At 44.2% G+C, this 12,690-nt stretch carries 12 protein-coding genes; 7 read left to right on the plus strand and 5 right to left on the minus strand.

All coding sequences use genetic code 11. The annotated features are described in order from the left end of the window. Positions 1–3: 3 nt before the first annotated feature. From LDX50_RS15745 to LDX50_RS15755, 3 genes are read left to right on the plus strand one after another with little or no spacing between them, the layout of a single operon-like run. Positions 4–792, plus strand: coding sequence for an N-formylglutamate amidohydrolase (locus LDX50_RS15745; protein ID WP_225698263.1), 789 nt, complete (start codon positions 4–6; stop codon positions 790–792). Continuing rightward, a complete protein-coding gene (hutF, locus tag LDX50_RS15750; protein WP_225698264.1) occupies positions 776–2,137 on the plus strand; it encodes a formimidoylglutamate deiminase in 1,362 nt (453 codons plus the stop codon). The genes LDX50_RS15745 and hutF overlap by 17 nt, the downstream gene beginning before the upstream one ends. After that, positions 2,134–2,583 (plus strand): hypothetical protein, encoded by a 450-nt coding sequence (locus tag LDX50_RS15755; protein ID WP_225698265.1) that lies wholly within the window; start codon positions 2,134–2,136, stop codon positions 2,581–2,583. Before hutF ends, LDX50_RS15755 begins: the two co-directional genes overlap by 4 nt. Positions 2,584–2,586: 3 nt before the next feature. Here the strand turns inward: LDX50_RS15755 and LDX50_RS15760 are convergent, their stop codons facing one another. Beyond that, the gene (locus LDX50_RS15760; protein WP_225698266.1) at positions 2,587–5,451 is read right to left on the minus strand and encodes a M16 family metallopeptidase; all 2,865 of its coding nucleotides are present in this window, start codon (positions 5,449–5,451) and stop codon (positions 2,587–2,589) included. Between the two features lie 136 nt (positions 5,452–5,587). On the opposite strand from LDX50_RS15760, the gene LDX50_RS15765 reads away from it, so the two are divergent. After that, positions 5,588–6,334 carry a hypothetical protein gene (locus LDX50_RS15765; RefSeq protein WP_225698267.1) on the plus strand — a complete coding sequence of 249 codons (747 nt, stop codon included), beginning with the start codon at positions 5,588–5,590 and terminating at the stop codon, positions 6,332–6,334. Between the two features lie 54 nt (positions 6,335–6,388). Here the strand turns inward: LDX50_RS15765 and LDX50_RS15770 are convergent, their stop codons facing one another. Continuing rightward, positions 6,389–7,573, minus strand: a complete 1,185-nt coding sequence (locus LDX50_RS15770) for a 1-acyl-sn-glycerol-3-phosphate acyltransferase (protein WP_225698268.1) — start codon at positions 7,571–7,573, stop codon at positions 6,389–6,391. After that, entirely contained in the window at positions 7,546–8,472 is a 927-nt protein-coding gene (locus LDX50_RS15775; RefSeq protein WP_225698269.1) for a bile acid:sodium symporter family protein, read from the minus strand. The genes LDX50_RS15770 and LDX50_RS15775 overlap by 28 nt, the downstream gene beginning before the upstream one ends. Positions 8,473–8,629: 157 nt before the next feature. On the opposite strand from LDX50_RS15775, the gene LDX50_RS31020 reads away from it, so the two are divergent. After that, complete coding sequence (locus LDX50_RS31020) at positions 8,630–9,331, plus strand: CPBP family intramembrane glutamic endopeptidase (protein ID WP_225698270.1); 702 nt, start codon at positions 8,630–8,632, stop codon at positions 9,329–9,331. Here the strand turns inward: LDX50_RS31020 and LDX50_RS15785 are convergent. Both LDX50_RS15785 and LDX50_RS15790 read right to left on the minus strand, forming a co-directional pair. Further along, positions 9,319–9,537 (minus strand): helix-turn-helix domain-containing protein, encoded by a 219-nt coding sequence (locus LDX50_RS15785; RefSeq protein WP_225698271.1) that lies wholly within the window; start codon positions 9,535–9,537, stop codon positions 9,319–9,321. The genes LDX50_RS31020 and LDX50_RS15785 overlap by 13 nt on opposite strands. 4 nt (positions 9,538–9,541) lie before the next feature. Continuing rightward, entirely contained in the window at positions 9,542–10,303 is a 762-nt protein-coding gene (locus LDX50_RS15790; protein WP_225698272.1) for a DUF2975 domain-containing protein, read from the minus strand. 220 nt (positions 10,304–10,523) lie between these two features. Here LDX50_RS15790 and trhO point away from each other — a divergent pair, with 220 nt between their 5' ends. Then, on the plus strand, positions 10,524–11,579 hold the full coding sequence (gene trhO / locus LDX50_RS15795) for an oxygen-dependent tRNA uridine(34) hydroxylase TrhO (protein ID WP_225698273.1): 1,056 nt from the start codon (positions 10,524–10,526) through the stop codon (positions 11,577–11,579). A gap of 63 nt (positions 11,580–11,642) precedes the next feature. Beyond that, positions 11,643–12,623, plus strand: a complete 981-nt coding sequence (locus LDX50_RS15800; protein WP_225698274.1) for a peptidoglycan DD-metalloendopeptidase family protein — start codon at positions 11,643–11,645, stop codon at positions 12,621–12,623. Positions 12,624–12,690: the final 67 nt, after the last annotated feature.

The following is a 12,690-nucleotide window of genomic DNA, read 5'->3' on the forward strand; positions in this document are numbered from 1 at the left end:
CAAATGGAAGTATTCAGGATTACCGCACCACGCGCCAAAGAAGTCCCCGTCATCGTAAGTTCTCCGCATTCAGGCATCCGGTTTCCCGATTCTATTTCCATTAAAGCGGAATTTGCCGGGAACCCGGATGATACCGACTGGTTCATAGATCAATTGTATGATTTTGTTCCGGATATGGGTGCTACCCTCATTTCAGCGGTTTATAATCGATGGGTGATCGACCTGAACCGGGACCCGGCTAATAAGCCGCTGTATTCCGACGGCCGTGTGATCACCGGACTTGTTCCGCTAACTACATTCAATGGAGCAGCATTGTACGATTTGAATCCCGGCGAAAAAGAAATTCAAATCAGGATTGATCAGTATTTCCGGCCCTACCATGATAAGCTCTCGGAACTCATCAGTGAAAAGGTCAAAAAATTCGGGAAAGTGATTCTGTTCGACGCTCACTCCATCCGAAAGAATGTACCTGGAATCAGACCTGAGCCATTTCCCGATTTGATCCTCGGTGATGATGAGGGAAGATCTGCGAGCGACAGTGTAATAACCGCAGCCATGAAAGCCCTGACAGATTCCCCGTTCCAGGTAGCACATAATGAACCTTTCAAAGGCGGATATATCACGCGCAACTATGGCGATCCTGAAAAAAATATTCATGCCCTTCAGCTTGAAATGGCTAAATTGAATTACCTGGATGATTCCGAAAGGCTTTATGATCATGCACGTGCCGGACAAATCCGAAAAGTGCTTGAAAATTTATTTACCAATCTGATCCATGAAGTATCAATTTAAAGCGCTCTTAACAAACCATGGCTGGATGGAGAATGCCACCATAACAGTTGATGAAAATGGACTGATAAAGTCGATTGCAACGGACGAAGACAAGGAAAGTAACGAAGGTGTGAATGGATTGGCACTGCCAGGGTTCCAGAATGCGCATTCCCATGCCTTTCAGTATGCGATGGCCGGACTTGCTGAAGTTCATCCGCATCACAAATCGGCAGACGACTTCTGGAGTTGGCGCAATACCATGTACGAAATAGCACTGTCTATCAGTCCTGATACGTTATTTGAAGTAGCTCTTCTACTGTATCGACAAATGCTGCGGCATGGATATACCTCAGTAGCAGAATTTCATTACCTGCACCATGACCCGACGGGTGAACCGTATTCAAATTTAGCTGAAATGGGGGAACGTCTTGCCGCCGCCGCAGGACAAGCTGGAATTAAGATCACGCTTATTCCCATGTTTTATCAGCGTGGCGGTTTCGGAAAACCAGCTGAAAAGAATCAGCGGCGGTTTATTTCCAGAGATCTGGATACTTACATGAAACTTCTTGATGCATCCCGTTCTGTCATCAAACAATACGCGGGTGCGACACTCGGCATGGGTGTCCATTCACTTCGAGCAGTTGATGGCGATCTCATCCGGGAATGTTTCCAACTTCGGCAAAACGGAATACCTTTTCACATCCATATCGCTGAACAATTGAAAGAGGTTTCAGAATGTGAGGCATTTTACGGAAGACGGCCGGTAGAATGGTTCCTTGAATCCTGCCAGCCGGATCATACTACACATCTTGTACACGCCACTCATTTGACGGAATCCGAGGTTTGGGGTATCGCTGCCTCCGGAGCAAATGTCGTTCTTTGTCCCTCAACAGAAGCGAATTTGGGCGACGGATTATTCCGTTTTCACGACTTCAAAATGGCTGGCGGTAAATGGAGCATCGGGACTGACAGTCATATCGGTCTTAACCCTTTTGAGGAATTGCGGATGCTCGATTACGGTCAGCGCCTGATCAGTCACCGCCGGAATACCTTCACCCTTGAAGATAAAGCTGACAGCGGATTTAATGCTATTGAAATGAGCATATCCGCAGGGCGTTTGGCAATGGGCAGAACAGACCATCAATTTTTCGATATAGGTATGCCCTTCGACGCCGTTGTGATAGATGCAGACTCACCTCTGTTGGCAGGATCATCACCGGAGCAATGGTGCAGCACCCTCATTTACACCGGTGATGTTTCCGATGTCCTGGGCACTATTGTAAACGGTCAGTGGAAATATCACCGCGAAAGTCATGATGCCTTTCCGAAAACTGTTCAAACATTTCTGAACCTGCGTAAAAGATGAAGACCATTCATGCATTGACACTCATGATCCTTTTCCTGATCGGATCAGAAAACACAGTTCAAACAAAAGATCGCAGCCGAGATTCCATGCTGGTTGGCACCTGGAAATTTGAAGGCAGTGAGATACTTTTTACTCATCATAAGGATCGGGTGGATAAGTGGCTGACCGATACTCTTTATTTTTATGAAGATCACACGATGAAATTCTCGTACCGGAAGGAAGATGGCATATTACGAACTCATCACAGCAAATGGAAGCTTGTGAACGATAACGAGCTGGTATTTTACGAACGGAAATTAAAACACAGTATCACAGAAGAGCTGCCGGAAACTTCGTTACGTATCGACATGTTTTCACGAAGGAAACTGACCTTGCAATCTCCCATATTCAACAACACCAATGCCGTACAGGTAATGAACGTTTATTTCCGAAAAATCAGGGACTAAAGTCTATTGCATCTCACCTACCGGAATGCTTTCCAAATCCCTGATTAACACAGGCTCACCGAACCCCAGATCTTTAAGCTTTTCCATCTGAGTCGCGGCATCACCCACGACTACATAATACATGTTGTTTGGATTCGCATACTTTTTGGCAAGCTCACGGATTTCCTCAATCGATATATCCTTAACCGCTTGTTCACGATCCTTTATGTACGATGCATCCCATCCGTATTCGCTCAATTTCTGAAGCATATTCAGCTTTGCGCCCGCCGTTTCAAATGCACGTGCATTACTTTTCAAATAGTAGCTTTTAGTGTTTTCAAGATCTTCTTCGCTAAACGTCTCCGGATAATCCTCAAGGATTTGTTTTACAAGAGCTGAAGACTCATACGTTACATTGGTACGAACTCCACTGAAAATTCTGAAGGGCCCGGGCAACGCGTCTCCCTCGAAACCGGAGCCAATTCCGTACGTATAACCTTTACCTTCACGAAGTTCCTGGGTAAACCGGGAGGCAAATCCCCCGCCTCCGAGAATATAATTCATAACTGTCGCAGGGTAATAATCCGGATCCGTCTCAGGCATGGCCAGGTACCCGAAATACAAGACCGACTGCTTGGCACCGGGAACATCATAAAAATATACTTTAGAGGATGCCGGCTGAGATGCATTCAGTACATCCGGAAAATCAACATCCTTCGGAACCCATCGTTCCTGCAGCCCGTCAAGCTGAGCTACGATCTCATTTTGCCCCAGTGAACCCACCACATGCATGTTTGCCAGGTTGGGAGTAAAATTGCGCTCATAATAATCTTTCAGGTCATCCATTGATATCTCCTGCACACTCTGAATAGTACCAACTGAATTGCTGGCAAGGATATTATCACGATAGATCAGCTTCCGGAAAACTTCCCCGGCAAGCGCATTCGGGTTTCCCTTTGACTGCTCAATCTGGCTTAAAATTTCCTGCTTTGTAAGTACAAACTCAGTCGAATCCCAGCGTGGTTCCATTAACATTTCCTCCACCAGCTCCATGGTGGCGGCATAATTCCGTGATAATGTTGTTCCCGAAACCGATATATGCTGAGCGCTGGCATAAATATTGATCCGGGCGCCCAACGCATCAATCGCCTGTTCAAGCTCAAGCGGAGTCTTTCCTGCTGTACCCTTGGTAAGCATCTCAGCTAACATGTTTGAAACCCCTGTACGGGAAGGATCCTCAAGCAACATACCACCCTTAATGTCGATTACAAACTGTACTAAAGGAAGTTCATCCGACTGAATCCCCAGAATTTTCATGCCATTGGAGAGCTCTGTTTGCCATACATCAGGCACAACAACTTCCGCACTCTCACCATAAGGAGGCTCGACTGTCCGGTCGAATGATGACGCCGTACGTTCATAACTACTCTCACCTGGCGTCTCGAACGTCTCGCCTTCACCGCTTTCGACAATCTGTTCTTCAATCACTTCAGCCAGGGTAGATTCTGCCAGGGCAAGGCCGGCCGTTCCCTTCGGCACAAAACTGGTGACCACATAATTCTTATCACGTAAATACTTCTGATATACCCGCTTCACATCCTCAACGGTAACAGCAAGCGTCTTTTTTATATCTTCATTGATATACCCGGGGTCACCGGCAAAAATATTATACTGCGCCAATTGAAATGCCTTACCTAATACGCTCGAAAGACCATTGTAATAATTGGTTTCAATTCCGGCCTTGATCCTGTCCAGATCAGCCTCATTAAACCCTTCCGTTTCAAACCGCCGCAATGCTTCCCAAACAGCCGCCTCAACTGTATCCAGATCCACACCGGGATACGCGCGAACCTGCAGCCTCATCTCCCCTGCAATTTCCGATGTATAGTCATACATCGAGACATCTGAAGTGAGTTGCTTCTCCTCCACCAGCACTTTGTAAAACGGTGCATCCTTTCCGGTAGTCAGAAGTTCAGATAAAATACTGAGGGCATAGGAATCCGGGTGGTAAAGCTCAACCGCAGGCCAAACCATGTTCAGTTCAGGCAGTCGCGCAAAATTATCCTCATGATAGAGTCTGCGCGTTTCAGGCAATTCAACAGGCATAACGGGCAAAGACTCAACCGGTTCGCCGGATGGAATCTCATCAAAGTACTTATGAACCAGTGCTTTTGCATCCTCAAGATTAAAATCTCCGGCAATAACGAGCGTGGCATTATTCGGACCGTAATACTTCTTGTGAAACTCCTTGACATCAGCCAATGTAGACTGTTGGAGGTCTTCCAGCGTACCAATCACCTCCCAGCTGTAGGGATGTCCTTCGGGATACAGATTTTTTGTTATTACGTAATTGGTGTGCCCGTACGGCCTGTTATCATTACTCTGTCTCTTTTCATTCTTCACCACTTGCTTTTCCTTTGTCAGAACCTCATCCGTTACCGTATTGATGAAATAGCCGACCTTATCAGCCTCTGCCCAGATCATCTTTTCCAATGCATCCTTTGGAACGGTTTGAAAGTAATTCGTCCGGTCTCTGCTTGTGGAACCATTTGCTCCCGAGCCACCGATCCGACTGCTCATCTTATCCAGACCACCCTTCCCGAGATTTTCAGATTCAAGGAAAAACAAGTGTTCAAAAAGATGTGCAAATCCCGTTTTTCCCGGCTTTTCCCGTGCCGACCCAACATGAAAAGTAAGTGCCACAGCCACAACAGGATCCGAATGATCCTGATGAAATACTACTTCAAGACCGTTGTCCAGCGTGATCTTTTCATATTCAATGGACAAGCCAGTGCTCTCACCTGAATCCTCAGATGTTTCCTTGGAACAACCTGAAATGATGATGGATGCCATTAAGGCGAAGATGGAAATTCTTACGAATCGAATCATAGGGGTAGAATTGAATAGACAGCGAATATACACAGTGTGGATTTTGATTTAAAATTATAATGGTCCGGAGACGCATAAACTATAAACTTTTTAATTTGTATATTCCTGTTAGCAGCAAATTATTATCATTTTCAGAATGAAGACCTTCCGATTCATCCTGCGTATTTTACTGAAATTGATAGCGATCATTCTGGTACCTGTCGCGATACTGCTGCTGATACAGGTACCTGCCGAACAGAAACTTGACTGGAACGAAAGCACACAGATTTACCAACCGGATTTACAAAAAGTCTTTGAAGGAAAGGCTGACAGCCTGAGCAAAATCTGGGGTGGGAAAAAGAGTATACCTGAAGCCTATTCCCTTCAATGCCTGATCGCTCTCAGCGCCTTCCCGGAATTGAAGAATACGGAGATCCATTTCATCCTATCCAGCGAAGGCTATCCCATGCAATCCAGCATTTATCTGCCAACCCTTGTGGGGGCGAAGGAAGACCGCGTTTACAAAATAATGCTCAATGACAGTGGCGGTTCATTTCTCGATCCTATTTTGTTGAAGAACCTGCCTTTTGATGCCCAGGTAGCCATCCTGATTCATGAAATAGGGCATACAGCATATTATGAGAAGCTTTCAACCGTGAAATTTTTGAGCTGGGGCCTTAAGTATGCCTTGTTCCCCTCCTATCGGAAATCTCATGAGTCATCAACAGACCGCCTGGTGATCTACCGTGGATTTGGATATCAACTGCTCAATTATGCCCGGTTTGTCCGTTATGCAGACAGTACCAATGAACTGTACCAGGAAGCAAAATATTTTATGAACACTTATTATCTCACACCTTATGAAACTCAGGATTTCATAAACAAATTATACGACCGACGATGAAATTGAAAAGAACTAATAGTGACCCAAGGATAAGGATCAATTTCCTGTGGAGGATCATTCAGGCAAATAAACTGCACCAAGACTGCGGGTAGGAACATAACTGTTACCCCGAATCAACAAATCCCAATAATCATAGGCGATTATCCCTAACAATGGAATCGCGAAGAATGGAATCCAGAAGGTGCCAAAAAAAGAATAAATAATTCCTGCCTCCAGTGCCGAAAACAAAGGTACACCAGCCATGGCGCATACGAATTTTACCGACTGCAAAAAATGTGGATCCCGTACCGATTTTTTCAGTATGAGTCGGGTAATAATAAAAACCGGGAGATTCAAAACAAAACCGGCAATGAATATGGGTAAACCCAGGATCCGCATTATCCATTTGATCCATCCCGTTTTGGCTTGCCCTTCATCCGAAAGACTGTCGCCTGCGCTAATGGCGGCAATAATTTTTTTATCGGAATTGAATCGCTGTAAAAGACTATTCTCTTTCCTTCGGTGCAACATCCACTCCTTTTCTGTCTGGTCATAGCGTTCAACAGGAGTTATGTTCAACATTAATTCCGACATCCTTTCCTCCAGATCCCTGTTAAATTGATTAAATGCCTCAGACCTGCTTTGCTGGAATATCGACTTAAAGGATTTGATACTATAGGGCTTGCCACAGTTTATCAGTACATCCGTCCTGAATTTTGTAGGATGTTCATAATTAATACCCACCGGAATAATCTGTACTCCCAGTTGAAAATCATGAGTCGATTCGGCCTCAAAAACAATACGCGCCAGCCCTTTTTTCAGGGGCGTCCGAAGATATTTCAACATCCCATGATTACCCTCCGGAAAAATTAATACTGAGCCCATTCCGCCGAGGATCTTTACACATTCATCAAATGTATCTTCATTGGCATGCTTAACATTTACATTATCACGCTGCCGGTAAACCGGCAACATATGGATGGCTCGAAGCAAAAACTTCACGAACTTACCCTGGAAAACCCCTGCCCTTGTTAGATACCAGGGCTTGCGGCCGCAGGAAATACCTATAAGTACGGGATCAAGGAATGCACTTTGATGATTTACAGCAAATATTACAGGATGATCCCTGGGTACGGGCGCTTCTTTCACCACCTTATACCTTCGAAAAAAGAATATCGCCGTAACACCTGCCCAGATTCTCAGGAAAGTAAGAAACAGATAATTCCCGATGTTTACGTATTCATACTTACCAGTTGCCATCGCTTATAAATTTGTGCAATGATGAGTCCTGAAATTATATCCCAAATACCCCACCAGGCAACAAGTAAAACCATTCCACCTTTCCCGCCAAAAAATGTAAACACGATAAGCAACCCTAAACCGCCATTCTGTATGCCCGTTTCAATAGATATTGTTTTCGCATCCGAAAGAGATCCGGTGGTCAACCGACCGAAAACATATCCCATCAACAAGGCCAGACCATTGTGGATAAATACAAGGAAAACAAAATATTCCCAGTAATCCGCAAAAACATCAAGATTACCAACAAAGGCAACAGCAATGAACGCCAGGAGTATAAGTACACTCAGTACCTGAAGCGGTTTAAATAGTTTTTGGGCAATGTCAGGGAAACGATTTGCGAGATACATCCCCAGCATCAGGGGAATTACCATGATAAGCAGCACCGTAAGTGCCAGGTCGTAATAATTGATTGATATGGTCGACAATAACGGCTTCACATATTCCACTTTTCGAGCCCAGAAATGGAAGTTAAAAGGAGTCATCAGCGGCGCAAGCAGCGTAGCCATAACCGTTAAGCTTACGCTCAGTGCTACATTACCGCGACTCTGAAGCGAAAAGAAATTGGAAATATTGCCTCCGGGACAAGCCGCAATGAGAATCATTCCCAATGCCAGTCCCATATCCGGCCGCATCACCAGCACCAAAAGGAAGGTCATAAAGGGAAAAAGCAGGTATTGTGAAATGAGACCGGATATGACTCCCCTGGGATTTCTGAATATTTCCTGAAAATCTTTGAGATTGATAGATAAGGCCACACTGAACATAATGATCGCCAGGCAGATGTTCATTAACCACATATTATCATCGGAAAAGTCGATATGAACATCCTGAAGCGGCAAAGGCTGATTTTCACTCATTGCTGCAAAATACAAATATTTTTATATGAGAACAGTAATCTCAAATCATAACCGTTAACTCCTCCGTTGAACCCTGATTTCCCCCACTGGTCCATCCTTGCTTGAATCAATGGACATTCTGTTGGAAATTGAAACAGACTCAGAATAATATCAAACAGTGTTTTCCCAGCCAGAATATGTACTGCCCGGCATAACAGCGGCAATCTTTGCAGTTGCTTATCCCCTTTTCTGCGTCCTTACATTCCGAAAAACGTATCATAAAATTAAAACTGGTCGGATTTCCAGGCTTACGTACTACCAGCGATCCATTGCTCTTCTTATGCTGATGGTCTTCATCGTTGTGGTGAACCACCTTTTCGGCACCTTGCAACCGGTGATCTGGTTCTCCGGGATAAATAATGCCACCATCGTTTTTTCCATACTCATTACTCTCTTTATCCTGGCCCAGATTCGGCAAAAAATTAAACCAGCGGATGCGCTGGAAATACGATCCGGGATGGAGGAAATATGGATATTTATCCCAAAATCACCGATTGAATACAAGTGGTTTGTAGCGCTGTCAATCACTGCCGGTATATGCGAAGAAATTATATTCCGTTACTATCTTTATCATTATTTCCACCTGTTCCTTCCGGCACCGGTGTCCATCCTGATCCTGAATTTCTTGTTTGCACTTTCCCGTATTCAAAGCGGATTCCAGAACATGGTGGGGGCATTTGTACTCGGACTGATATTCAGCGTGATCTATTATTTCTCGGGATTCCTAATCCTGCCCATCATCCTGCACACGGCTATTGAAATTCAGACCGGGACCATTGGATTCAGAATTCAGAAATATATCAATTCTCAGTCACTCTGACCCTCTTCGATATATTCGAGGATATCTCCGGGCTGACAATCAAGCTCACGGCATATTGCTTCGAGTGTACTGAAACGAATAGCCCTGGCTTTTCCTGTTTTCAATATGGAAAGATTGGCTTCGGTAATTCCAATCCGCTCAGCGAGCTCCTTCGATGGCATTTTCCGACGGGCGAGCATTACATCAAGATTTACAATAACTGCCATAATGTTAAATCGTTAAGTCGGATTCCTCTCTGAGCCGGCTGCCCTCATACACCATGCCGGCCATGAGTAACAGAACTACCCCAAAGATCATTGGGGTCAAATCCAGCCCTCCGTATAAATACACACCCCCGTTGACCACTCTGAAATTTTTCTCAAAATAGTTGCTGGAAAACAAGTCTCCAACATATTTAAAAACAGGTATCAGAAAAGATACAAGACTCAACAGTAAAAGCCTTTTGTAATTAGACCGAATAAAAAACTCTCCACGGGACAGACTTAAAAGAAACCGACGGAAAGTGATGAGCACAAACAGACTCAATGCGAGAGAAACAGTTAAATAACCAATAAAAAGCCAGATGATTTTTTTGATATCTTTTTCGCCAAAAAACTCATAGACTACTGGAAGGTAAAACCGATCCTCATAGGAAGCCCTGACAGTAACGTCCGTCCTGGGAACTATCTTCAGATTTTGACCGGTTGTGTCCGTGTTCATTAAATATATCCGGGGATGAGGCACCCGCAATTCCAGGTAATCACGGTAAACACCATCCTTAAACTCAGAAACCTTGGCCAGATAGTACTGGCCTACTTTAATCTCACTTGTATCCGACCACCCCACCATGCCTTCATCACTTTCAGGGCGTACTCCCTCCCCCACAAATCCTGATAACATGTAATAGGAAAAAAGTGACCCCGCTGATATTACGATGATCGCAATGTTGACTACCCAGAGAGAAACCGTGGAAATTCTGCTTATTCTTTTCATAATAATGTTGATTATTATTCAAAGGTAATAATTTATTATTGTTTTTCAATAATTTTTTATTCTTTATTGATGATTATCCTCATCCTACGAATGTATGAAGTCTCTCTCTATCGAAGCGCCAATTTGATCGTCACTAATAAAATATTTCGTAACTTTGCACCACCGGAAGAATACCGGATATTTTATTGAAAGTAAGTGAGTTATTAATCATTCATGCAAAATGATCCTACATAACCGCGTTAATCGTGATGTGCTCAAAGAGCAGATCCGAAACAGCACACGCAAACGTACAACCCTGTCTTTTTATCGATATGTTCAACTGAGTGATCCGGCATCATACCGGGATCAGCTGTTTATTGATTTCAGCAAACTGGAAGTATTGGGGCGGATTTATGTCGCCCATGAGGGAATTAATGCCCAGATCAGTGTTCCCGATGACCGGTTTGAGGAATTCCGACAGTTTATAGAAGAATCAGCAGAGCTCACGGGTATTCGCCTGAACATTGCTGTAGACGACGATGGTAAGTCGTTCTACAAACTTAAAATTCAAATCCGTAAAAAAATTGTTGCCGACGGACTAAACGATGAAACGTTTGATGTGACCAAACGGGGAACACATTTATCGGCAGAAGACTTTAACCGCCTGGCCCAGGATCCCAACACGATCATCATCGATATGCGTAATCACTATGAAAGTGAGGTGGGCCATTTTGAAAACGCCATATGCCCCGATGTTGACACCTTCCGGGAAGCACTTCCGCTCGTTGAAGACATGCTTGCCGACCAGAAAGATAAAAACCTGGTAATGTATTGTACCGGGGGCATCCGGTGTGAAAAAGCCAGTGCATATTACAAGCATAAAGGTTTCAAAAATGTATTTCAGCTGGATGGAGGTATCATTGAATATGCACGGCAGGTAGAACAGAAACAGCTGCCAAACCTTTTCAAGGGCAAAAATTTTGTGTTTGACGAACGACTAGGTGAGCGTATCAGCGATGATATCATCAGTGTTTGTCATCAATGCGGAAAACCCGCCGACACACATACAAATTGTGTGAATGAAGCATGCCACCTCCTGTTCATTCAGTGTGCTGAATGTGCCGAAAAAATGGAAGGATGCTGCTCTACGGAATGTGTGGAAGTGATTCACCTTCCTGAAGAGGAACAAAAAGCACTAAGGAAAAAGGTTAATCTCGGACGTCAGGTCTATCGCAAAGGACGATCGCCGAAGTTACTTTTTAAGGGAAGTACAGAATTAAAGACAGAAAATAAATAATTCCTGAACCCTGCAAGAGCATAATTCGTTAACTTAAGTTGGTCAGAAGGAATTAAATGATTTATGGCACGTATAAAATATTATTACGACACCGAAACATGTAAATACGAGCGGATCAAGGTACGCACCCAGGATGTAATCTGGAATGTGCTGGGCCTTGCTTCACTCATACTTGTATCCAGTGTTGGAATCGTTTTCCTGTTTTTCTCCTACTTCGAATCACCGAAGGAAGTTCGGTTAACGAATGAAGTAGAGGAAATGCAGCATTACTATGAAAACCTTGACAAAGAGGTAACTCAGTTGCACGAGGTTCTCGCAGCCCTGGAAAGACGTGACGACAACCTTTATCGGGTTGTGCTGGGGTCTGAGCCCATAGACCCTTCCGTCCGGAATGCAGGTATCGGTGGCACAGACCGCTACACGGAACTCAGAAATAAGGATCTCGATAACAAGGATATCATAGTGGAATTGAAGGAGGATGTCGACAAACTTCGCAGGAAGATGTATATCCAGTCTAAATCGTATGATGAGATTGCTGATCTGGCCGAAAGTAAGGAAAAACTTTTCGCAGCGATACCGGCCATCCAGCCAGTTTCCAATGAGGAATTGATCCGTTTGGCCTCTGGCTTTGGATACCGAACACACCCGATTTATAAAGTGCGCAAAATGCACCCCGGAATCGACTTTTCAGCTCCTCCCGGAACACCCATTTATGCCACTGCAGACGGTACTGTCGTAAAAGCACAGGTACGTTTTAGCGGTTATGGGAAACTGATTGAGATCGATCACGGGTTCGGATATAAAACGCGGTATGCGCACATGCAGGAATTCGAAGTGAAGAGCGGTCAGACCGTAAAGCGTGGTCAGGTTATTGGCTATGTGGGAAGCACGGGCCTGTCAACAGCGCCACACCTCCACTATGAAGTTCTCAAAAACGATAAACAAATTAATCCGGTTCACTATTTCTTTAATGACCTTAACCCGGATGAATACGAAAAAATCATCGAACTGGCATCCATTGAAAACCAATCACTGGGAATGTAAAAATGATTTGCTGATTTTTTTTGGTTCACAATGAACAATTAATTTATTTAGCAGTTAATTAAGAAAA

This window comes from Fulvivirga sedimenti (assembly GCF_020328055.1).